Source organism: Methylobacterium sp. ME121 (assembly GCF_000974725.1).
Taxonomy (GTDB): domain Bacteria; phylum Pseudomonadota; class Alphaproteobacteria; order Rhizobiales; family Beijerinckiaceae; genus Methylobacterium; species Methylobacterium radiotolerans.
The window spans coordinates 66,667-86,565 of sequence record NZ_BBUX01000006.1 but is presented as its reverse complement, the minus strand read 5'-3'; the positions used below and the strand labels follow the sequence as shown (position 1 = coordinate 86,565).

At 72.4% G+C, this 19,899-nt stretch carries 22 protein-coding genes; 11 read left to right on the top strand and 11 right to left on the bottom strand.

Going from position 1 to position 19,899, the window contains the following annotated elements; all coding sequences use genetic code 11:
• The first annotated feature begins 121 nt into the window (after positions 1–121).
• The 4 genes from ME121_RS07125 (at position 122) to ME121_RS07110 (ending at position 3,338) form a co-directional block, all read left to right on the top strand.
• Complete coding sequence (locus tag ME121_RS07125) at positions 122–1,741, top strand: ABC transporter substrate-binding protein (RefSeq protein WP_059408580.1); 1,620 nt, start codon at positions 122–124, stop codon at positions 1,739–1,741.
• Between the two features lie 98 nt (positions 1,742–1,839).
• On the top strand, positions 1,840–2,085 hold the full coding sequence (locus ME121_RS07120; protein ID WP_012320540.1) for a hypothetical protein: 246 nt from the start codon (positions 1,840–1,842) through the stop codon (positions 2,083–2,085).
• Positions 2,086–2,281: 196 nt separating this feature from the next.
• Entirely contained in the window at positions 2,282–2,695 is a 414-nt protein-coding gene (gene lanM / locus ME121_RS07115) for a lanmodulin LanM (protein ID WP_012320541.1), read from the top strand.
• A 355-nt stretch (positions 2,696–3,050) separates the two neighbouring features.
• Positions 3,051–3,338 carry a hypothetical protein gene (locus ME121_RS07110; RefSeq protein ID WP_059408579.1) on the top strand — a complete coding sequence of 96 codons (288 nt, stop codon included), beginning with the start codon at positions 3,051–3,053 and terminating at the stop codon, positions 3,336–3,338.
• A 73-nt stretch (positions 3,339–3,411) separates the two neighbouring features.
• On the opposite strand, the gene pcaD is transcribed toward ME121_RS07110, so the two are convergent.
• Together pcaD and ME121_RS07100 are read right to left on the bottom strand one after the other, a co-directional pair.
• Positions 3,412–4,209 carry a 3-oxoadipate enol-lactonase gene (pcaD, locus tag ME121_RS07105; RefSeq protein ID WP_043074219.1) on the bottom strand — a complete coding sequence of 266 codons (798 nt, stop codon included), beginning with the start codon at positions 4,207–4,209 and terminating at the stop codon, positions 3,412–3,414.
• A gap of 88 nt (positions 4,210–4,297) precedes the next feature.
• On the bottom strand, positions 4,298–4,570 hold the full coding sequence (locus tag ME121_RS07100; RefSeq protein WP_012320544.1) for a DUF2061 domain-containing protein: 273 nt from the start codon (positions 4,568–4,570) through the stop codon (positions 4,298–4,300).
• A 207-nt stretch (positions 4,571–4,777) separates the two neighbouring features.
• Between ME121_RS07100 and ME121_RS07095 the strand changes: the two genes are divergently transcribed.
• A complete protein-coding gene (locus tag ME121_RS07095) occupies positions 4,778–5,047 on the top strand; it encodes a hypothetical protein (RefSeq protein WP_012320545.1) in 270 nt (89 codons plus the stop codon).
• 54 nt (positions 5,048–5,101) lie between these two features.
• Here ME121_RS07095 and ME121_RS07090 read toward each other — a convergent pair whose 3' ends face one another.
• Complete coding sequence (locus ME121_RS07090; protein WP_043074220.1) at positions 5,102–5,485, bottom strand: hypothetical protein; 384 nt, start codon at positions 5,483–5,485, stop codon at positions 5,102–5,104.
• 138 nt (positions 5,486–5,623) lie between these two features.
• On the opposite strand from ME121_RS07090, the gene ME121_RS07085 reads away from it, so the two are divergent.
• Positions 5,624–6,052 carry a DUF1810 domain-containing protein gene (locus tag ME121_RS07085; RefSeq protein ID WP_012320547.1) on the top strand — a complete coding sequence of 143 codons (429 nt, stop codon included), beginning with the start codon at positions 5,624–5,626 and terminating at the stop codon, positions 6,050–6,052.
• A gap of 4 nt (positions 6,053–6,056) precedes the next feature.
• Here ME121_RS07085 and ME121_RS07080 read toward each other — a convergent pair whose 3' ends face one another.
• Both ME121_RS07080 and ME121_RS07075 read right to left on the bottom strand, forming a co-directional pair.
• Positions 6,057–8,501: a PBP1A family penicillin-binding protein gene (locus ME121_RS07080; protein ID WP_059408578.1), complete on the bottom strand. Its 2,445-nt coding sequence runs from the start codon at positions 8,499–8,501 to the stop codon at positions 6,057–6,059.
• Between the two features lie 160 nt (positions 8,502–8,661).
• On the bottom strand, positions 8,662–9,324 hold the full coding sequence (locus tag ME121_RS07075) for an HdeD family acid-resistance protein (protein ID WP_024829216.1): 663 nt from the start codon (positions 9,322–9,324) through the stop codon (positions 8,662–8,664).
• A gap of 194 nt (positions 9,325–9,518) precedes the next feature.
• On the opposite strand from ME121_RS07075, the gene ME121_RS07070 reads away from it, so the two are divergent.
• Positions 9,519–10,787 carry an HlyD family secretion protein gene (locus tag ME121_RS07070; protein WP_029361078.1) on the top strand — a complete coding sequence of 423 codons (1,269 nt, stop codon included), beginning with the start codon at positions 9,519–9,521 and terminating at the stop codon, positions 10,785–10,787.
• On the top strand, positions 10,784–12,448 hold the full coding sequence (locus tag ME121_RS07065; protein WP_012320551.1) for a DHA2 family efflux MFS transporter permease subunit: 1,665 nt from the start codon (positions 10,784–10,786) through the stop codon (positions 12,446–12,448). The genes ME121_RS07070 and ME121_RS07065 overlap by 4 nt, the downstream gene beginning before the upstream one ends.
• Before the next feature lie 72 nt (positions 12,449–12,520).
• Here the strand turns inward: ME121_RS07065 and rimM are convergent, their stop codons facing one another.
• The 5 genes from rimM to ME121_RS07040 are packed head-to-tail and all read right to left on the bottom strand — an operon-like array spanning position 12,521 to position 15,727.
• Positions 12,521–13,216 carry a ribosome maturation factor RimM gene (gene rimM / locus ME121_RS07060; protein ID WP_059408577.1) on the bottom strand — a complete coding sequence of 232 codons (696 nt, stop codon included), beginning with the start codon at positions 13,214–13,216 and terminating at the stop codon, positions 12,521–12,523.
• Positions 13,217–13,228: 12 nt separating this feature from the next.
• Positions 13,229–13,591, bottom strand: coding sequence for a 30S ribosomal protein S16 (gene rpsP, locus ME121_RS07055; protein WP_012320553.1), 363 nt, complete (start codon positions 13,589–13,591; stop codon positions 13,229–13,231).
• A 7-nt stretch (positions 13,592–13,598) separates the two neighbouring features.
• A complete protein-coding gene (locus ME121_RS07050) occupies positions 13,599–13,931 on the bottom strand; it encodes a chorismate mutase (protein ID WP_012320554.1) in 333 nt (110 codons plus the stop codon).
• Complete coding sequence (gene ffh / locus ME121_RS07045) at positions 13,928–15,490, bottom strand: signal recognition particle protein (protein WP_024829213.1); 1,563 nt, start codon at positions 15,488–15,490, stop codon at positions 13,928–13,930. Before ffh ends, ME121_RS07050 begins: the two co-directional genes overlap by 4 nt.
• An 18-nt stretch (positions 15,491–15,508) precedes the next feature.
• Positions 15,509–15,727: a glutathione S-transferase gene (locus tag ME121_RS07040; RefSeq protein ID WP_012320556.1), complete on the bottom strand. Its 219-nt coding sequence runs from the start codon at positions 15,725–15,727 to the stop codon at positions 15,509–15,511.
• A gap of 311 nt (positions 15,728–16,038) precedes the next feature.
• Here ME121_RS07040 and ME121_RS07035 point away from each other — a divergent pair, with 311 nt between their 5' ends.
• Complete coding sequence (locus ME121_RS07035) at positions 16,039–16,668, top strand: hypothetical protein (protein WP_012320557.1); 630 nt, start codon at positions 16,039–16,041, stop codon at positions 16,666–16,668.
• 450 nt (positions 16,669–17,118) lie between these two features.
• Positions 17,119–18,156 (top strand): aromatic ring-hydroxylating oxygenase subunit alpha, encoded by a 1,038-nt coding sequence (locus tag ME121_RS07030; protein ID WP_408902620.1) that lies wholly within the window; start codon positions 17,119–17,121, stop codon positions 18,154–18,156.
• A gap of 7 nt (positions 18,157–18,163) precedes the next feature.
• On the opposite strand, the gene ME121_RS07025 is transcribed toward ME121_RS07030, so the two are convergent.
• Entirely contained in the window at positions 18,164–18,895 is a 732-nt protein-coding gene (locus ME121_RS07025; protein WP_012320559.1) for a class I SAM-dependent methyltransferase, read from the bottom strand.
• A gap of 75 nt (positions 18,896–18,970) precedes the next feature.
• On the opposite strand from ME121_RS07025, the gene trmD reads away from it, so the two are divergent.
• Positions 18,971–19,735: a tRNA (guanosine(37)-N1)-methyltransferase TrmD gene (trmD, locus tag ME121_RS07020; RefSeq protein ID WP_059408575.1), complete on the top strand. Its 765-nt coding sequence runs from the start codon at positions 18,971–18,973 to the stop codon at positions 19,733–19,735.
• The last annotated feature ends 164 nt before the right edge of the window (positions 19,736–19,899 follow it).

The following is a 19,899-nucleotide window of genomic DNA, read 5'->3' as shown; positions in this document are numbered from 1 at the left end:
TTGGGCACGATGCGTGCATCATTCTGTATGCAGCATGGGGAGGAGGCCGGGGCAGCGCCGTCGCGCGCCTGACGGCCGGTGCCGCTCCGTGCGGCGCCCGCGCCTTCAGCCGAGAGACACGATGGACCCGATCAAGCCGACACGCCGATCCCTGATGGCCGGGGGCGTCGCCCTCGCGGCGCTGGGAGCGGCGGGCCGGGCCGGCGCGCAGGGCGCTGCCCCCGGCACCCTGACCTACGGCATCTCCATGACCGACCTGCCGCTGACCACCGGGCAGCCGGACCGGGGCGCGGGCGGCTACCAGTTCACCGGCCTGACCCTCTACGACCCCCTGGTCGCCTGGGAGCTCGACGTCGCCGACCGGCCCGGCAAGATGGTGCCGGGCCTCGCCACCGCGTGGGAGGCCGACCCGGCCGACCCCAAGGTCTGGACTTTCCACCTGCGCGAGGGCGTGGCCTTCCACGACGGCTCGGCCTTCGATGCCGACGCGGTGATCTGGAACTTCGACAAGGTGCTGAACAAGGAGGCGCCGCATTTCGACCAGCGGCAGGCCGCCCAGGTCCGGCCGCGCCTGCCCGGGGTCGCGAGCTACCGGAAGCTCGACGCCAAGACCGTCCAGGTCGTCACCAAGACGCCCGACAGCCTGTTCCCCTACCAGATGCTCTGGTTCCTGATCTCGTCGCCGGCGCAGTACGAGAAGGTCGGGAAGGACTGGGCGAAGTTCGCCTTCGAGCCCTCGGGAACCGGGCCGTTCCGGATGGGGCAGCTGGTGCCGCGGGTGCGCCTCGAGCTGCTGCCGAACGTCGGCTACTGGAACCCGAAGCGGGTCCCGAAGCTCGCGAAGCTGACCCTCACCTGCGTGCCCGAGGATCTCGCGCGGGTGAACGCGCTCCTGTCCGGCAGCGTCGACCTGATCGAGGCGCCCGCGCCCGACGCGGTGCCGCGCCTGAAGGCCGCCGGCATGCGGGTCGTGGGCAACGAGACGCCCCATGTCTGGAACTACCACCTGTCGATGCTGGAGGGATCGCCCTGGCGCGACCTGCGCCTGCGCAAGGCCGCCAACCTCGCCATCGACCGCGCGGGCGTCGTCGAGCTGATGGGCGGTCTCGCCCAGCCCGCGGTCGGGCAGGTCCAGGAGTCGAGCCCGTGGTTCGGCAAGCCGGGCTTCAGGATCCGGACCGACGTCGAGGCCGCGCGCAAGCTCGTCGAGGAGGCCGGCTACTCGGTGAAGAACCCCGTGAAGGCCACGGTCCTGATCCCGACCGGCGGCACCGGGCAGATGCTGTCGCTGCCGATCAACGAGTTCGTCCAGCAGAGCTGGGCGGACATCGGGATCCAGGTGGAGTTCAAGACCGTCGAGCTGGAGGTCGCCTACACGGCGTGGCGCCAGGGCGCCGCGGATCCGAGCCTCAAGGGCGTGAGCGCCGGCAACATCGCCTACGTCACGTCCGACCCGTTCTACGCGATCCTGCGCTTCTACGATTCGCGTCAGATCGCGCCGAACGGCGTGAACTGGAGCCACTACCGCAACCCCGAGGTCGACGCCCTCTGCGACAAGGTGAAGGCGAGCCTCGACGTGGCCGAGCAGAACCGGCTGCTCGCGCGCATCCACGAAATCGTCGTCGACGACGCCGTGCAGGTCTGGGTGGTTCACGACACCAATCCGCACGCGCTGTCGTCGCGGGTGAAGAATTACGTCCAGGCGCAGCACTGGTTTCAGGACCTCGCGACGCTCGCCTGATCCATCCGGAACTGTGAGGCGCGCGGGAAGAACGGGGGAACATCGGGAACGATCGGCGCGAAGACGGGTTGGACCCCGAACGCACGAAGGAGAGTCCCATGAAGACCCTGCTTGCCGGCGCCGTCCTGGCCGCCTCCCTCGCGAGCGTCGTCCCCGCCGCGGCGCAGCGAATCGAGATCGGCCCCGACGGGCCGAGCGTCGACCTGCGCTCCCGCGCCCAGCGGGAGCGCGACTTCCGCCGCGAAGAGTATCGGCGCGACCGCGCCTACGACGAGGACCGCCTCTACCGGCGGCAGCGCTTCGACGACGACCGCCCGGTGATGCGGCGCGGCTACGGATACTGACTCGCCGCGCGGATCGCCGTCCGGTGATTACGCGTCCTCTTCGGGGGCCGGCTCGCGCCGGCCCCTTTTTCTATGCCGACTCGCCGGCGACCGAGCCGAGACGGCGCGCTCAACCCACAGGGTCGAATTTCGCACTTGCAGCACGGCGAGTCGGAGACTAGGAAGATCGAGCATCAAATTTCGGGAGCATCTGGCAATGACCCTCCGTTTCATCAGTGGCTTCGCGGCGGTGACCCTCGCGGTGTGCGGCCTCTCTGCTCCGGCCGCTCTCGCCAAGCCGGTGAGCGGAGCGAGCGCCGTCAAGATGATCGACACCGACAACGACGGCACCGTCGACATGAAGGAAGTGGAGGCGGTGGCCTCGGCGACCTTCGACCGTCTCGAGAAGGACTCGGACGGCACGCTCGACGCCAAGGAGCTGAAGGGCCGCCTGAGCAAGGCCGGCGTGCAGCAGGCCGATCCGGACAACGACGGCACCCTCGACAAGAAGGAGTACCTCGCGGCCGTCGGCGAGCGCTTCAAGATGGCCGATCCGGACAACGACGGCACGCTCGACGCCAAGGAGCTGAACTCCAAGGCCGGCAAGGCCCTCCTCGCCCTCATCAAGTAATACCGGCCGGACGCTCCTGATGGTGCGTCGATGAGTGAGGCCCCCGCGGAGCTGCCGCGGGGGCCTCACCGCGTTTTAACCATCCGTTCACCTTGCCGGACCGTGCCATCCGCCGGATCTGCACGCAAAAGTTGTGGTTTGTCGCCGACCTTTTCTGGCATGCCCCCGCATCGGCCCTCATACGGCATCGGGCATCGGTGTCTCCGCGCTCCGTCGCGCGGTCCGGCGGACCGTTCGCCACCCGGTTTACCCATCCGGAGAGATGCGACGCTCGACCGCTCGCCGGGCACGCCGGGGGGAGTTGACGGCTCGCAACCTGTAGGTGCACCCTCGAGCTGGTTGAGGGACCAACACGATGCGCAACGGCTCACCAGAGGACGAAGCGAACGCGAGACGCCGCGCGGAACTGTGCGCGCTGGCCGACGGGCGTGACACCGGCACCGGGCGGGACGCCGACGTCGCGGATGCGGACCCGACGGACCGGCTCGGCGAGCTCGGCGACGCGCTGCTCGCCGCCTATCAACTGGCCGAGCAGGACGGCGATCCGCTGACCGTGGCGCTGCTCGAACAGGCGCTGCTGCGGACCGGGCGGCGCCTGGCGCGCGGCATGTCGCCCACCGATGTCGGCATCGCCTGCCACTGAAGCGGCGCAGGATCCCGCTCGCGGCGCGCGACCCCTCCCCTGAGGCGATCGCCGGGACGCCGCGGCGGCCCGGCTACGCGCCCGGCGCGGCGCGGTCGAGGAAGGCGCGCAGGTAGGCGCCGACCGCGCCCGCGCGCTCGACGGCCAGCAGGTGCGCCGCGCGGGGCAGCACGACGAGCTCGGCCTGGGCGATGCCGCCGCAGATCTCCTCGGCCATGGCCGGAGGTGTCGAGGGATCGTCGCGGCCGGCGATGACCAGGGTCGGCGCGGTGATGGCTCCGAGCGCCGGACGGAGATCCATGCGTCCGATCGCCCCGCAGCAGACCGCGTAACCGGCCGGATCGCAGGCCAGGAATCGCTCGCGGACAGCCCGGACCGCCTCGGGGTCGCGCGCCGCGAAGCCCGGCGTGAACCAGCGCCCCAGCGTCGCCTCGACCACGGCCGACGTTCCCTGGGCGCGCACGGTCGCGGCCCGCTCATCCCAGCTCTGCTGGCTCGGCAGGAAGGCCGCCGTCGCCATCAGGGTGGCACTGAGCGCCCGTCCGGGATCGGCGCTCGCCAGCGCCTGCACGGTCATCCCGCCGAGCGACAGGCCGACCAGATGGGCCCGGCCGATGCCGAGGGCGTCCAGCAGGCCCGCGAGGTCCCCGGCCAGATCCGCGATCGCCGTGGGCCGGTCGCGCGTGTCCGATCCGCCGTGGCCGCGGGTGTCGTAGCGCAGCGTCCGGTAGCGTCCCGCGAGCGCCGGCAGGAGCGCGTCCCACATTTCAAGGGTCGCCCCCAGCGAGTTCGAGAAGGCGACGACCGGAGCGTCCTCGGGACCCTCAAGGTGGTAGCGGAGGCCGAGTCCTCCGACGGTGATCTGCGGCATGCGGCTCTCTCCGGTCCGGGCTCTCGAGGGTGTCGCGCCGGCGGGCGGCGGGGCGGGGATCGCGGGCATCGCCATCCCCCGACGGCATTCAGGCGCGACCAAGGGGAATCAGGCCCCAGCCACGCTCGTGGAGGTAGTACAGCACGGTCTTGGTCACGGTCTCGGTCGAGGCGATCGAGCCGGCGACCAGCACGCTTCCGGTGAACAGATAGGACAGCAGCAGCGTGTCGAGGCTCCCGACGACGCGCCAGCTCATGGCCTTGGCGATCGAGCGGAGGCGGCTCTCCCCGGCCGGGGACGCGCCCGTCCGGGCGGGCTCCGGCGCGCGGCCATCTTGGGTCGGGACGTTGTCGGCGGGCATACGGGCTCCCTGCTGTCCATCCGAGACACGCGCGGCGGCGCTGTCCGTTGCGGGCCGCGCCACCGGATGCCGTCCCGTCGGACCGCCCGGCGCGCGGATGACGATGCCGCGAGCCCGGCGATCCGGAGGATCGTCTTCAACATGAGCTAATGCGCCGGCGGCCGAAACGCTCGACAAGAGCGGCGGCGAGGCCAGAGGAGATCAGCGATGCACGAGCCTGCGATGGGCGACGCCGCGACCCGCCCGGCGGAGTTCTGGGACACGGTCGGCGGTCTGGTGACCGCGAAGGTCGAGCCGGTGATCGGCCGCGCCGACAAGCAGCGCAGCCCGGTGATCGACTACCTGCGCGACCTGGAGGCCCTGGCGCGGCGCCAGTGCAGCAGCCGCGAGACGGTCCAGATCATCGCCTCGGGGCGGCGGCTTCTCGGGGACCGCAGCGAGATCGGGCCAGCGGACGGGCCGTTCACCCGCGCCTGAGCCGGGCACCCGGCGCCGCGCGCGATCGCGCGGCGGGTGCGGCCGGGCTGCCCATCAGGGCCGCCCGCGCCCCGGCGGCCGAGGGGGCACCGCCCGCGCCGCCCGCGACCGGACCAGGTAGATCGCCGCGGCCACCGCCCAGGCGGCGCAGGTCGGCGCCACCCATTGCTGCAGGTTCGGCAGCGACCAGCCGTACAGGAACTCGGCGCCGAGATGCGCCTGCACGGCGTCCCAGCCCGCATGCTTGATGTCGTGCTCCCGCTGCCCGGCCTCGCGGCCGTAATAGTAGGTCGAGACCACGAGCGCCGCGACGCCTTCCGGGCGGGGGCTGCGCAGCAGGATCAGCGCGGCCGCCATTCCGGCGGTCTCGGGGATCGCCGTCAGCGCGTGGCTCATCGCCGGGTTCGCGACCATGTAGGCGACGAGCGTTCCGAGCATGGGCGGCGCTTACACCAATCCCGACGCGGCGTCTGCGGCGACCCGGATCCGCGCCCGCGTTCGCGCGTGCCTTCGCGTGTGCATCCGCGGCCGGCGCCGCGCGGTTGACCCGGCGAGGCAAGGGCATCGGAGCCGCGTATGACCGACACCTACGAACTCGGCCGTTTCGTCGCCGCGCAGGAGGGCGTCTACCCGCGCGCCCTGGCGGAATTGCAGGCCGGGGACAAGCGCAGCCACTGGATGTGGTTCGTCTTCCCGCAGATCGCCGGGCTCGGCGCGAGCCCGATGGCGCAGCGCTACGCCATCGGGTCGCTCGCGGAGGCCGAGGCCTACGCGGCGCACCCGGTGCTCGGCGCGCGCCTGCGCGCCTGCACGGCGGCCGTCAACGCCGTCGCCGGGCGCTCGGCACACGCGATCTTCGGCTCGCCCGACGATCTGAAGTTCCGCTCCAGCATGACGCTGTTCGCCCGCGCCGTGCCGGGGGAGCCGGTCTTCGCCGACGCGCTCGCGCGCTACTTCGACGGCGTCCCCGACCCGCGGACTCTGGCGAAGCTCGGGGCGGGCTAGGGCGTCACCGGCCCCACAGGCCGACCCGCTCGGCCCGGGCCTGCTCCTCCGCGCCCAGGAGGTCCGGTGGGGCGTCCTCCGAGGCGCGGGCGCCGCCCGCCGCCAGGATCAGCCCGGCGAGGTCGTCGCCCTCGATGCGGCAGCGGGCCGTGGCCCCGTCGGACAGGCCGCTGCAGACGACCTCGCGACGGCGCAGGTAGCTGGCGAGCTGGCGGGCGAGGTGGCCGCGCTCGCCGACCACGCCGAGGAGGCGCACGACTCGCCCGCGCAGGTTGAGGGTGCCGGTGTCGATCACCTCCGGCACGCCGCGGACCTCGCCAACCGCGGCCGGCTCGGGTGCGGGTGCCGTCGCCCGGGCCGGCTCGGCCCGCTCCGCCGAGGGGCGGGCCCTGCCCTTCGCGAGCTTCTCGGCGGCGCGCTGGACGAAGTCGTGGAAGATCCCGGCCGGCATCTCGCCGCCGAACATGCGGTTCATCGGACTGTCGTCGTCGTTGCCGACCCAGATCCCGACCACGAGGTCGGGGGTCATGCCGACGAACCACGCGTCGCGGAAATCCTGGCTCGTGCCGGTCTTGCCGCCGATGATCTGGCCGGGCACCCGCGCGGCGCGGCCGGTGCCGGATTCCACCACCGCCTGCAGCGAGTCGAGCATCATCGTGCGCGGTTCCTGCGCCAGCATCGGCCCCGGGGCCGCGTCGGTGCGGACGTAGAGCGGCTGCGGCGCGGCCCCGCGGATCGCCTGGATGCCGTAGGTCTGGAGCGGGGTGCGCCCGGACAGGACCGAGCCGTAGGCGCGGGTCATCTCCAGGAGGCTCACGGCGCCCGAGCCGAGGACGAGGCTCGGCACGTTGGGCAGGTCGGACTGGATCCCGAGCTTGCGGGCGGTGGCGATCACCGCCGGGATGCCGACATCCTGCCCGAGCTGGGCCGCCACGGTGTTGATCGAGAGCGCGAAGGCGGTCCGCAGGGGCACGGCCCCCCGGTAGCGGCCGTCGTCGTTCTCGGGCTGCCAGTCGCCAATCTGGATCGGGCGGTCGACCATCACGGATTCCGGCGTGTAGCCCTTCTCGTAGGCCGTCAGGTAGGCGAGGAGCTTGAACAGGGAACCGGGCTGGCGCTTGGCCTGGACGGCGCGGTTGAACTGGCTGTCCTCGTAGTCGCGGCCGCCGACCATGGCGAGGATCGCGCCCTCCTTCGACAGCACCACCATGGCGGCCTGGCCGACCTTGCGGCGGGCGCCGTCCTTGTCGAGGCGGCGGGCCACGACGCCCTCGGCGAGGCTCTGCAGGTCGAGGTTGAGGGTCGAGCGCACCGTCATGTCGCCGTCGGTGCCGGCGAGGCGCTTCACGTCGCCCGCGATCATGTCGAGGAAGTAGTTGGTGCCGGGCGGCGCCTCGGGGGGCGATTTCAGGGTCACGCTCTGCTTGCGCGCAGCGTCGGCCTCGGCCTGCGAGATCGCGCCGGTCTCGACCATGGCCTGGAGCACCACGTCGGCGCGCTCCTTGGCGCCCCCGAGGTTGCGGGTCGGGGCGAGCTGCGAGGGCGCCCGCACCAGACCGGCCAGCATCGCCGATTCCGGCAGGTTCAGCGCCTTGGCGGGCTTGCCGAAGTAGCGCCGCGCCGCCGCGTCCGCCCCGTAGGCGCCGGCGCCGAAATACGCGGAGTCGAGGTAGCCGAGCAGGATCGCGTCCTTGCTCATCGTCGATTCGACCCGCAGCGCCAGGAAGGCCTCCTGCACCTTCCGCCAGAGCGTCTTCTCCTGGTTGAGGGAGGTCAGGCGCACGTATTGCTGCGTGATGGTCGAGCCGCCCTCGCGCACGCCGCCGCCGCGGAGATTGCGCCACGTCGCCCGGGCGAGGCCGCGCAGGTCGATGCCCCAGTGACTGTAGAAGCGGCGGTCCTCGATCGCCACGATCGCCTGGGCGAGGTGCGGCGGCAGGTCGGCCGCGGTGAGCTTCTGGCCCCGGAAGCTGCCGCGTGTGGCGAAGACCCGGCCGTCGTCGGCCTCGACGGTGATCGCCCGCTGGCCGGTCTCGACCACAGCGCCGCCCAGCGGCGGCAGGCTCACGAAGGCGGCGAACAGGTAGATCGCCAGCGCCAGCGCCGGCAGCAGGACCACCAGGGCGGCGGCGATCACGGCCGGGTGCCGGCGGCCGAGGATCGGGCGACGTCGCCGAGTCCGGACGCGCGCGCCCGTCTCGGCGGCGGGCGGGAGATCGGCCCGCGCTCGCGCCGCGCGCTCCGCCGCGCGGGCCGACAGGGCCCGGCCGGTCCGCGCGAGGCCGAGTCCGGCCGCGGCGAGGAGGGTCCGGAGATGGCGCGCGAGGTCGCGCGCGGCGCGCCCAGCCTCCCGGGCGGCGAGCCGCGGGTCCGGAGCGTCGGCGGCGGGATCCGGCTTCGGCGGTTTCGGCCCGTCGGCCGGGGCGCGTTCCGGCGCGTCGGGCGTCATCGTGGTGCGTGTTCCGGGACCGGTCGATCCGGCCGACCGAGCCTTCTAAGCCGCATCCGTCCCGGTGTCCCGCCGGTGCGGGGTCGCGGGACGGGCGCTGCGTCGATCGCGCCGCGACCGTGTGGATCGGGCCACGGGGTCCGGTCCGGCCGGGGCCGGCTCACCGGCCGAGCGGCGCTCCCGGACCGACGGCCCCGTGCTGGGCGCGCAGCTTGAAGGCCAGGATCAGCAGGAGGATGCCGAAGGCGAAGGTGTAGGAGCCGATCCACCACGTCAGCACCAGGGCCGACATGCCCGGGTTGATGAGCAGCGCGAGGCCGAACAGGATCGACACGACCCCGCCCAGGACGAGCCACCAGCGCCCGTAATGGAGGTGCAGGCGGAAGGCCGCGGCGATCATCAGGCCGCCGGTGACCAGCGCCCATGCGGCGAGCAGCAGGACGAACGCCCAGACGGCCGCGGCCGGCACCAGCACCGCCGCGACGCCCACGACGATGTCGACGAGGCCCTCGAGCAGCAGGAAGCCCCAGCGCTCGTGGCGCTGCGCGGCCCGGACCGCGCCGACGACGGCGAAGATGCCGTCGACGAGCATGTAGGCGGCGAAGAACAGGACCAGCGAGAGCACGAAGGCGCCCGGGGCGATGAACGCGACCGCCCCGAACAGGATCGCGATGACGCCGCGCAGGGCGACGAGCCACCAGTTCCGCGCCAGCGCCGCGCTCATGGCGTCGAGGCGCGCCACGCCGACGAGCGGGATGCCGGAGGGCGTCGTCGCGGGGCCGGATCCGGGGCTGTTCGGTGTCGGGGATGGGCTGCTGGTCATGGCGAACTCCTGGGCCTTGAGGCCGAGAACCGCGAAGGTTCCGGGCGCAGAACGCCGCAGTGCGGCATGCGTTCCTAGACGGGCCGATCTGCGCGTGGAACCTTGAGCCTGCGGCCGGCTTTTGCTGCCTGAGGCGGGCGATGCGACAAGCCCGGTCACCCCCGGGTGGCCGGCCCATCGGGCGACGACTTCCCATGTTTGACGATCAGCGGCACCTCTCCGAGGACGAGGCGCGCCCGCGGCCGGCCGACGGCCCGGCCGTCGCGCGCGAACGCGACGTGCTCGATCTCGGCCGCACCGAGCCGGCCGCCGATCGCGCGGCCGATCGCGAGGCCGCGCGCAAGCCCGGCACGGAGGGGGCCGACGACGCGCCCGAGGCGCAGGACGGGCAGGCGGGAGACGACGCCGAGGATGACGACGACGGCGCGCGGCGCCCCAGCGTCCTGCGGCGCCACCCCGTCGCGTTCCTGCTCGGCGGCCTCGCGGTCGTCGCGCTCTGCGTCGGGGTGTTCTTCTACTGGCTGCTCTACATGCATCCCTACGAGAGCACCGACGACGCCTTCGTCGACGCGCGCAGCATCTCGATCCAGCCGAAGGTCGGCGGCTACCTGGTGGACGTGCCGGTCACCGACAACCAGCACGTCGAGGCCGGCCAGATCCTGTTCCAGGTCTTCCAGCGCGACTACGACATCGCCCTCGACCAGGCGAAGGCGCAGGTCGCCGCCGACGAGGCCGGCATCAAGAACATCGACGCGCAGATCCAGGCGCAGTACGCCAACATCGACGTGTCCAAGGCGCAGGTCGCCACCGCCGAGGCGGCGCTGAAATTCGCCCAGGAGGACGCGGCCCGCTACAAGGACCTCGCCGAGCGCGGCTCCGGCTCGGTCCAGCAGTCGCAGTCGGCGACCTCGACGCTGCAGCAGCGGCAGGCGGCCGTGCAGAGCGCCAATGCCAGCGTGGTCGCCGCGCAGAAGCAGGTCGGCTCGCTCCAGGCCCAGAAGGCCTCGACCCAGGCGCAGCTCGGCCGCGACCGGGCGCAGGTCGAGCAGGCCGAGCTGAACCTCGGCTACACGACGGTGCGCGCCGTGCAGGGCGGCCGCATCGTGCGGCTCACCGGCGGCGTCGGCCAGCTCGCGCAGGCCGGCCAGACCCTGGCGATGTTCGTGCCCGACGACATCTGGGTGACGGCGAACTTCAAGGAGACGCAGATCACCGACATGCGGCCGGGCCAGCCGGTCGACATCGAGATCGACGCCTATCCCGGCCGCAAGATCCAGGGCACCGTGGCCTCGGTGCAGCCGGGCTCGGGCACGGCCTTCAGCCTGCTGCCGGCACAGAACGCCACCGGCAACTACGTGAAGGTGACCCAGCGCATCCCGGTCAAGATCGTGGTCAAGAACTGGCCGACGGACGTGTCGATCGGCCCGGGCATGTCGATCGTCCCGACCGTCACGGTGCGGTGAGCGCCGTGGCCGGCCAGGCGAGCGCGGCCGCGCCCGGACGCAAGCCGGGTGCGGGGCAGGCGAGAGGAAGCAAGGCCGCGTCCGGCAAGGCCCCGGGCGGCCACAATCCGTGGCTGATCGCGGGCGTGGTGGCGCTGGCGACCTTCATGGAGGTGCTCGACACCACCATCGCCAACGTGGCCCTGCGCTACATCTCGGGCGGGCTCGCGGTCGGCCCCGACGAGGCGGCCTGGGTGGTGACGAGCTACCTCGTCGCCAACGCGATCACCCTGACCGCGTCGAGCTTCCTGGCCAAGCGCTACGGCCGCAAGGCCTTCTTCATGTGGTCGGTGGCGCTGTTCACCGCCTCGTCGATCCTGTGCGGCTTCGCCTGGAGCCTGGAATCCCTGCTGCTGTTCCGGGTGATGCAGGGGCTCGGCGGCGGCGGCATGGCGCCGCTCGCGCAGTCGATCCTGGCCGATTCCTTCCCGCCGGCGAAGCGCGGCCAGGCCTTCGCGCTCTACGGGGTCGCCATCGTGGTGGCGCCGGTGATCGGCCCGACGCTCGGCGGCTGGCTCTCCGACAACGCTTCCTGGCACTGGTGCTTCCTGATCAACGGGCCGGTGGGCGTGATCGCCCTCGGGCTGATGTACTGGCTGATCGAGGACAGCGACGCGGCCAAGAAGGAGCGCCGCGCCCTGGTCCGCAAGGGCATCCGCTTCGACATCGTCGGCTTCGTGCTGGTCGCCCTGTTCCTCGGCTCGCTGGAGGTGATCCTCGACGAGGGCCAGCGGAAGGACTGGTTCGGCACCTCGACGCTGATGAACGTCTCCGGCGTGCTGATGGTGGTCTCGTTCATCGCCATGATCCCGTGGCTGCTGACCCGCGAGAACCCGGTCGTCGACCTCCGCCTGATCGGCAATCGCCAGTTCGGCTCGTGCTTCCTGGTGATGATGTTCACCGGGGCGATCCTGATCGCCACCACGCAGTTCATCCCGCAGATCACGCAGGAATATTACGGCTACACCGCCACCCTGTCGGGCCTCGTCCTCGGCCCGGGCGGCATCGTCACGGTGGTGATGATGTTCCTCACCGGCCGGATCTCGTCCTACGTCCAGCCGAAATGGCTGATCGCCACCGGCATGACGATCGTGGCGCTCGGCATGTACGACCTGACGCGGATCGACGGCAGCACGACCTTCGCGTTCTTCGCGTGGTCGCGGGTCTATATCGGCATCGGCCTGCCGATGGTGTTCCTGTCGATCACCTCGGCCTCGTACGAGGGGATCCGCAAGGACCAGACCGATCAGGCCTCGGCGCTGATCAACGTCGCCCGCAACGTCGGCGGCTCGATGGGTGTCTCGCTCGCCCAGAACATCCTGGCCTACCGGAGCCAGTTCCATCAGAGCCGCCTGGTGGAGAGCGTCAACCCGGCCTCGCCGGCCTACCAGGAGACCATGCGGCAGGCGACGCAGTACTTCTCCGAGCACGGCTACGCCGGTGTCGAGGCCCAGAACCAGGCGACGGCGTGGATCGGGAGCGTGCTCAGCACCCAGGTGGCCTACTGGGCCTATATCGACGTGTTCTGGGTGCTCGGCCTCGTCGCCGCCTGCGCGGTCCCGCTGGCCCTGAGCCTGAAGAGCGTCAAGCTCGGCGGTGGGGCGCCGGCCGGGGGGCACTGAGGGCGGCGGCCGCGGCCGGGACGGCGCCCGGATCCCGGACGCGCCCCCGGCCCGCGGACCGGCGCTCGAGCCCTAGCCCGGATCGTCGGCGGGCTTCTCGCCCGGTGCCGCGAACAGATCCTCCGGCGCGGCCACGGTGACGCGGCGCTGCGCCACGTCGAGGACCGGCACGAAGGCCTTGGTGAAGGGCAGGAGCGCGGTGGCGCCGCCGTTCGGCGGTCGCAGCTCCAGGAGATCGCCGCCGCCGTAATTCGGCACGGCCACGATCGTCCCGACGAGGGTTCCGGCCTCGTCCACCGCCGCGGCGCCGATCAGGTCGGCGGCGTAGACCTCGTCGTCGTCCTCGGGCGCGGCCAGACGGTCGCGGGGAACGAACAGGGCTACGCGGTTGAGCGCCTCCGCGGCGCTGCGGCCCGAGACACCCTTCACCCGGGCGATCAGCATGTCGGGCGACGAGCCGGGGGCGGGACGCACGTCGGCGAGCGCCAGCGTCCGGCCGTCGGACGTCAGGAGCGCTCCGTAGCCGGCGATCGCCTGCGGATCGCCGGTGTAGGACTTGAGCCGGACCTCGCCGGTGAGGCCGTGCGCCCGCCCGAACTCGCCCAGCAGGACGAGGTTGGGATCGGGCGGCGCGGGCGGCGGCGCCGGCCTGGGGGCCGGTGCCTTGGGCGAGGTCGCCGCGTCGGGCGCGATCTTGCCGATCGCCGAGCTCGTGCGGCCTCGGCGGCCGCCGTCGCGGGAGGTGGGACCTGCGGGGCGGCGCGCCATGACCGGTGCGCCTTAAGCGGCGGCGTCCTCGGCGGGGGCGGCGGCCTTCTCGGCGCGCTTGGCGGCGCGCTCCTTGGCCTTCTCGCCCGGCTCCGCCTTCTGCGGGTTGTTGCGGGCCGGACGCTTGGCGAGGCCGGCTTGGTCGAGGAAGCGCAGGACGCGGTCGGTCGGCTGCGCACCCTTGGCGAGCCAGCTCTGGATCTTCTCGTTGTCGAGCACGATGCGGGCCGGATCGTCCTTGGCCTTCATCGGGTCGTAGGCGCCGACCTTGTCGATGAAGCGGCCGTCGCGCGGGGCGCGGGCGTCGGCGACGACGATGCGGTAGTAGGGGCGCTTCTTGGCGCCGCCGCGGGTGAGACGGATCTTGAGGGCCATGGTCTGACTACTTTCGCTGTTGCTCGATCTGGGACTCGTGGTCCGCCTTGATCGACTGGTGGTGCCGAATGACTTCCTTGACCACGAAGGCCAGAAACTTCTCGGCGAAGTCGGGGTCGAGCTTGGCCTCGACCGCGAGCTTGCGGAGCCGGGCGACCTGACGGGCCTCCCGGTCCGGATCGGAAGGGGGGATCCCCTTTCGGGCCTTGAGCTCGCCGACCCGCTGCGTGCAGCGGAAACGCTCGGCGAGGAGGTGGATCAGCGCCGCATCGAAATTGTCGATGCTGTCCCGCAGGCGCGCGAGTTCGGGATCGACGGCCTGGGCCGCGAGCACGCTCATTTCTTCTTCCCCGGCATGAACCCACCGAGACCCGGCAGCTTCGGGCCGCCGAGGCCCGGAAGTCCGGGAAGCTTGGGCATCCCGCCCCCGCCCAGGCCCGGCGGCATCGGCGGCAGCTTGCCGCCGAACTGCTTCTCGAGCTGCGCGATCTGCTCCGGCGTCGGCTCCGGCATGCCGGGCGGGAGGCCGGGCATTCCACCGCCCATCCCGCCACCGCCGAGCCCGAACATCGAGCCGAGCGCCTGCCCGATCCCGCGCTTGCCCTGGCCCATCGCCTTCATCATGTCGGCCATGGTCCGGTGCATCTTCAGGAGCTTGTTGATCTCCGAGACGTCGACCCCCGAGCCCGCCGCGATGCGCTTCTTGCGGCTGTTCTTGAGGAGGTCGGGGTTCTTGCGCTCCTGCGGGGTCATCGACGAGATGATCGCCCGCTGGCGCTTGAACATCTTCTCGTCGAGGTTGGCGCCCTCGACCTGCTTCTTGATCTGGCCCATCCCGGGCAGCATGCCCATCAGGCCGCCGATGCCGCCCATCTTCTCCATCTGGGCGAGCTGCATGGACAGGTCTTCGAGATCGAACTTGCCCTTGCGCATCTTCTCCGCGGTGCGGAGCGCCTGCTCGTGGTCGATGGTCTCGGCGGCCTTCTCGACGAGCGAGACGATGTCGCCCATGCCGAGGATGCGGTTGGCGACGCGGGCCGGGTGGAACTCCTCCAGCGCGTCGACCTTCTCGCCGACGCCGACGAGCTTGATCGGCTTGCCGGTGACGGCGCGCATCGACAGAGCCGCGCCGCCGCGGGAATCGCCGTCCATCCGGGTCAGGACGATGCCGGTGACGCCGAGGCGCTGGTCGAAGGCGCGGGCGGTGTTGACCGCGTCCTGGCCGGTGAGCGCGTCGGCGACGAGCAGCACCTCGTGGGGCTTCGTCGCGGCCTTCACCTCGGCGGCCTCGGCCATCAGGCCCTCGTCCACCGTGGTGCGGCCGGCGGTGTCGAGCATCACCACGTCGAACCCGCCGAGACGGGCGGCGTCCATGGCGCGCTTGGCGATCTGCACCGCAGACTGGCCGGCGACGATCGGCAGGCTCTCCACGCCGACCTGCTTGGCCAGCACCGCGAGCTGCTCCATGGCGGCCGGGCGGCGCGTGTCGAGGGAGGCGAGCAGCACCTTGCGCTTCTCGCGGTCGGAGAGGCGCCGGGCGATCTTGGCGGTGGTCGTGGTCTTGCCCGAGCCCTGCAGGCCGACCATCAGGATCGGCACCGGGGCGGGGGCGTTGAGATCGACGGTCTCGGCGTCGGTGCCGAGCATCGCCACGAGCTCGTCGTTGACGATCTTCACGACCATCTGGCCGGGCGTCACCGACTTGAGCACGACGGCGCCGACGGCCTTCTCCTTCACCCGGTCGGTGAAGCCGCGGACCACCTCGAGGGCGACGTCGGCCTCCAGCAGGGCGCGGCGCACCTCGCGCATGGCGGCGGTGACGTCGGCCTCGGTCAGGGCACCGCGACGGGTGAGTCCCGAGAGGATGCCGGAGAGGCGGTCGGACAGGCCTTCGAACATGATCCTGACGCCCCGCCGTTACTGCTCGAGCCCGGCGCGCTCGACGCGGCGCGCCTGGAGGGCGGCCTCGAAGCTGCGCAGGGCGCTCGCGAATTTGTCCCGGCACTCCGGGTTGCAGAAGCCCACCACGGCGCCGTTGTAGAGCGTCAGCGAGTCGGCCGAGATCGGCTTGCCCGACCACGGGCAGGTCTCGTTGATCGCGTCCTCGATCTTCAACGCTTCTTGATCTCGCGTCATGCGGGTGCCTCGGCCGGCGGATCCCGTCCTCGCATATCGGCCAACGCCCATCGCGCCCGAGGGCGCGGACGCGCTGTCGGGCGTTGACCTCCGGCCTCACGGGACCGGTCGGCTTGGCATCGGTCGATCTGCAACGGATCGGGAGGCCGGGGCGTAGCGGCAGCCGACCGGAAAGTCAATTTTCGCGCCCGGTCCGGGCCACCGCGGTTCGCTCCGGCGCCGGGACGGGCGGAACGAACCGCGTTAACTTTTACCGATCGTTAAGCATGTTGGGATTGTCTTCAGCCCATATTCGCTCAGGACGCCCGCCGATGTCGGAACCCGCCCGCTCTCACTCGCCGACCGAGCCCGGCAGCTTTCCCGCGACCGGTCCGCTCCGCGACTGGCTGACGGCGATGAAGGCCCAGGCGCCGGTCGAGACCCGCGGCGAGGCGCGGCCGGCGGAGGCCCCGCCCGAGGCGAAGCGGGCCCGCGGCGGCGAGACGGCGTGGTCGCCCCGCGTCGTCGCGACCCACGAGGCCCCGCGGGTCGCGGCCGAGGATCCCGACATCGCCGAGCTGATGGCCGAGAACCTGATGCTGAAGGCCAAGCTGCGCGTCGAGGCCGAGCGCCAGGACGAGCTGCAGGCCATCCTGGCCGACGAGATCCGGACCCTGCGCGAGCATATCCGCGACGAGATCGGCTCCCTGGAGGATCTCCGGGCCGAGCAGGAGGACGTCCGCATCGAGCGCGAGGAGTTCCGCGGCGAGCGGGAGCGCTTCCGGGCCGAGCGCGAGGAGCTGCGCGCCGAGCGCGACCGGGCGATCGCGGAGCGGGACGCCCTGCGGGCCGAGCGTCTGACCCTGGCGGGCGAGCGCGACGCCCTGCGCGAGGAGCGCGACCTGTGGCGCGCCCGGACCGAGGCGCTGGCCCAACCGCTGTTCCAGTCACAGCGGCGCTGAGCGCGCACCCGGACCCTGAAACGCCGAAGGGCCACCCGAGAGGGTGGCCCTTCCATTGCCGAACCGTGTCGTCCGGCGGAACTGTCCCGAGATCGGGTCTCTAGCGCGTCTTAGAGCGACGCGCCGGAGGCGACGGTCCAGGTCCGATGAGCCGAGACACACGGCTGATGACAATGAGACACTGGATCACCTCCTTTCGTTGGTTGCGGATGAAGCGAAGGTAGGTGGCCGCACCCGGCTTGTGAAGCCCCGCGCCTGCGCCCGTTTGTCCTCCCCAGATCGGTGCCGAACCGGCGCCGCGCCGGACCGGGCTCTCCCAGGGGCCGGCGCTTCCCCGCCCCGGCGGCCGGGCGTATGACGGGCGTCCCGAGGTCTGCCCGAACCGCCTTGAACGCGCCCTTCGCCAACCCGCCGCGCCCCGCCGACGAGGCCGCGCTCGATCCCGACGCGATGCGCCAGCCGCTCGGCAACGCGTGGTACTGCGTCGGGCAGTCCCGGAGCCTCGGCAGGGCGGGCGGCCGATCGGCCCTGCGGGCCGTGGCGCTGAACGGCGAGCAGATCGTGCTGGGCCGCGCCCCCGACGGCACGCCCTTCGCGCTGCGCGACCGCTGCCCCCACCGTGGCATGGCCCTGTCGAAGGGCCGCTTCGACGGCGACACCCTGATGTGCCCGTTCCACGGCTGGCGCTTCGGCACCGACGGGCGCTGCCGCGACGTCCCGACCCTGTCGGAGCACGACGCGGCCGACTTCTCGCGCATCCAGGTGCAGCGCTTCCCCGTGCGGGAGAGCGCCGGCTTCCTGTGGGTCAACCCGCATCTCGGCCCCGCCGCGGGCGCGGTGCCGGAGGTGCCGGCGCTGGACTTCGAGCCCGCCGGCTCCCTCGTGGTCGAGTTGGAGGTCGAGGCCTCCTTCGACCTGACGACGCTGAGCCTCGTCGATCCCGGGCACGTCGCCTTCGTCCACGATTCGTGGTGGTTCCGGCCCTCGAAGCAGCTCCGCGAGAAGGTGAAGACCTTCCAGCCGGTGCCCCACGGCTTCGTGATGACGAGCCACGCGACCACGACGAGTTCGCCGGTCTACCGCCTGCTCGGCGGCATCCCCGAGGTCGAGATCGAGTTCCGCCTGCCCGGCGTGCGGCTGGAGCGCATCCGCGCGGGGGGGAAGCGGGTGGCGAACTACACCTTCGCGACGCCGCTGACGCCGGACCGGACCCTGCTCACCAACGCGCTCTACTGGAGCATGCCGGCGCTGAACCTGCTCAAGCCGGTCGCGCGCCCGCTGATGCGGCAGTTCCTGACCCAGGACCAGCAGGTGCTCCAGCACGCGCAGGACGGGCTCGACCGCAAGCCCACCATGGTGCTGTTCGGCCAGGGCGACCTGCCCTCGCAATGGTATTTCCGGCTGAAGCGCGAGGCCCTGGAATCGGCCCGCGACGGGCGCCCGTTCGTCAACCCGCTGGAGCGCCGCGAGCTGCGCTGGCGCTCCTGAGACGCCGCTACCGCGCCGTCGCGTCGTCGCGGCAGGGCCGGATCGTCTCCGGCCTCGGGCGCGCCTCCGGGGCAGGGGCGGCGAACACCGCCAGGTAGGCCCCGTCCGCGAGCGGCCGGAAGCCGGTTTCCCGGTAGCCCGCGGCGGCGAGCTCGCAGCGCAGGAGCGCCGGCGGCGTGCCGTGCCGCGACGGGATCGCGTCGGCGTCGACGATCCCGACCCGGCCGCCCGGGCGCATCGCGGCGGCGAGGTTGTGGAGCAGGCCGAAGGGCTGGGTGATCTCGTGGTACATGTGGACGAGGATCGCCGCGTCCACCGAGGCCGGGGGCAGGCGCGGGTCGTGCGGCTCGCCGCGCACGACCGTGACGTTCCCGAGCGGCCGCACCCGTGTCTCCAGGGCCGCCAGGTAGGACGGTGTCACGTCCTCGGCGAGCACGCGGCCCCGCGGCCCGACCCGGGGGCTCAGCCGCACCGCGTAGTAGCCGCTGCCGGCGCCGATATCCGCCACCGTCTCGCCGGGGGCGATGCCCATCCCCGTGGCGACCTGCTCGAACTCGCCGGCCCTGTCGCGCTCGGCCTCCGAGGACCAGCGCGGCGCGACGATCTCGGCCACGGGCCGGTCGGGCCTGGGGAAGGCGGCGGCGGGCGCGCCCGGGGGCGCCAGGGGCTCGGCGGCGCGGGCCGGGCCGGCCAGGGCGGCAGGGGCGGCGACGGCGAGGAGGGCGAGGGCGCGGATCATGGCCGACAACCCGCGGGGCGCGTCCGCGGTGCCGGGCCCGTTGACCGTGCCGCACCCCGCGCGCCATCAAGCGCCATGACGCGCGCGGACACGCCCTGGCGGGCCACGATCCTCACCCTCTACCCGGAGATGTTCCCGGGCCCGCTGGGCCTCTCCCTGTCGGGCGACGCCCTGGCGCGGGGCGACTGGACCCTGGAGGCCCGCAACATCCGCGAGCACGGCCTCGGCCGCCACCGCTCGGTCGACGACACGCCGGCCGGCGGCGGGGCCGGGATGGTCCTGCGCTGCGACGTGCTCGCAGCCGCCATCGACGCCGCGGTCGTGGACGCCGCGACCGGGGCCGACGACCCGCGCCCGCGCCTGCTCATGTCGCCCCGCGGCCGGCCGCTCACCCAGGCGCGCGTGCGCGACCTCGCGGCGGGACCGGGCGCGCTGATCGTCTGCGGCCGCTTCGAGGGCGTCGACGAGCGCGTGATCGCCGGGCGCGGCCTGGAGGAGGTCTCGATCGGCGACTACGTGCTGTCCGGCGGCGAGATCGCCGCCCTGGTGGTGCTGGATGCGTGCGTGCGGCTCCTGCCCGGCGTGATGGGCAAGATGGAATCCGGCGTCGAGGAGAGCTTCGAGGGCGGGCTCCTCGAGTACCCGCACTACACGCGCCCCCGCGACTGGGAGGGCCGCGCGATCCCGGACGTCCTGTCCAGCGGCAACCACGCCGCCATCGCCCGCTGGCGGCGGGCGGAGGCCGAGCGGATCACCGCCGAGCGCCGCCCCGATCTGCGCCACGGGTCTGTGGCCGGTCAGGCCGGCTCGAGGTCGATCACCGGGCCGTCGCGGTCGTAATCCAGCGGGTCGAGCTGCAGCGGCCGCGGCACGACGCGCGGTGTCCGGCTCGCCAGCACGATGCGGGGTATTAAGGCCCCAATAACCAAGAGTAGAACGGACCAGACCGCCAATATCGCGGCGCTGTGGAAAGACATCGGCGCACCTCAAACGCAACGCGGCAC

What these genes read in the sequence shown, in the direction of transcription:
- ME121_RS07125 (WP_059408580.1), top strand. Translation starts at nt 122, where the DNA reads ATGGACCCGATCAAGCCGACACGCCGATCCCTGATGGCCGGGGGCGTC.
- ME121_RS07120 (WP_012320540.1), top strand. Translation starts at nt 1,840, where the DNA reads ATGAAGACCCTGCTTGCCGGCGCCGTCCTGGCCGCCTCCCTCGCGAGC.
- lanM (WP_012320541.1), top strand. Translation starts at nt 2,282, where the DNA reads ATGACCCTCCGTTTCATCAGTGGCTTCGCGGCGGTGACCCTCGCGGTG.
- ME121_RS07110 (WP_059408579.1), top strand. Translation starts at nt 3,051, where the DNA reads ATGCGCAACGGCTCACCAGAGGACGAAGCGAACGCGAGACGCCGCGCG.
- pcaD (WP_043074219.1), bottom strand. Translation starts at nt 4,209, where the DNA reads ATGCCGCAGATCACCGTCGGAGGACTCGGCCTCCGCTACCACCTTGAG.
- ME121_RS07100 (WP_012320544.1), bottom strand. Translation starts at nt 4,570, where the DNA reads ATGCCCGCCGACAACGTCCCGACCCAAGATGGCCGCGCGCCGGAGCCC.
- ME121_RS07095 (WP_012320545.1), top strand. Translation starts at nt 4,778, where the DNA reads ATGCACGAGCCTGCGATGGGCGACGCCGCGACCCGCCCGGCGGAGTTC.
- ME121_RS07090 (WP_043074220.1), bottom strand. Translation starts at nt 5,485, where the DNA reads ATGCTCGGAACGCTCGTCGCCTACATGGTCGCGAACCCGGCGATGAGC.
- ME121_RS07085 (WP_012320547.1), top strand. Translation starts at nt 5,624, where the DNA reads ATGACCGACACCTACGAACTCGGCCGTTTCGTCGCCGCGCAGGAGGGC.
- ME121_RS07080 (WP_059408578.1), bottom strand. Translation starts at nt 8,501, where the DNA reads ATGACGCCCGACGCGCCGGAACGCGCCCCGGCCGACGGGCCGAAACCG.
- ME121_RS07075 (WP_024829216.1), bottom strand. Translation starts at nt 9,324, where the DNA reads ATGACCAGCAGCCCATCCCCGACACCGAACAGCCCCGGATCCGGCCCC.
- ME121_RS07070 (WP_029361078.1), top strand. Translation starts at nt 9,519, where the DNA reads ATGTTTGACGATCAGCGGCACCTCTCCGAGGACGAGGCGCGCCCGCGG.
- rimM (WP_059408577.1), bottom strand. Translation starts at nt 13,216, where the DNA reads ATGGCGCGCCGCCCCGCAGGTCCCACCTCCCGCGACGGCGGCCGCCGA.
- rpsP (WP_012320553.1), bottom strand. Translation starts at nt 13,591, where the DNA reads ATGGCCCTCAAGATCCGTCTCACCCGCGGCGGCGCCAAGAAGCGCCCC.
- ME121_RS07050 (WP_012320554.1), bottom strand. Translation starts at nt 13,931, where the DNA reads ATGAGCGTGCTCGCGGCCCAGGCCGTCGATCCCGAACTCGCGCGCCTG.
- ffh (WP_024829213.1), bottom strand. Translation starts at nt 15,490, where the DNA reads ATGTTCGAAGGCCTGTCCGACCGCCTCTCCGGCATCCTCTCGGGACTC.
- ME121_RS07040 (WP_012320556.1), bottom strand. Translation starts at nt 15,727, where the DNA reads ATGACGCGAGATCAAGAAGCGTTGAAGATCGAGGACGCGATCAACGAG.
- ME121_RS07035 (WP_012320557.1), top strand. Translation starts at nt 16,039, where the DNA reads ATGTCGGAACCCGCCCGCTCTCACTCGCCGACCGAGCCCGGCAGCTTT.
- ME121_RS07030 (WP_408902620.1), top strand. Translation starts at nt 17,119, where the DNA reads ATGCGCCAGCCGCTCGGCAACGCGTGGTACTGCGTCGGGCAGTCCCGG.
- ME121_RS07025 (WP_012320559.1), bottom strand. Translation starts at nt 18,895, where the DNA reads ATGATCCGCGCCCTCGCCCTCCTCGCCGTCGCCGCCCCTGCCGCCCTG.
- trmD (WP_059408575.1), top strand. Translation starts at nt 18,971, where the DNA reads ATGACGCGCGCGGACACGCCCTGGCGGGCCACGATCCTCACCCTCTAC.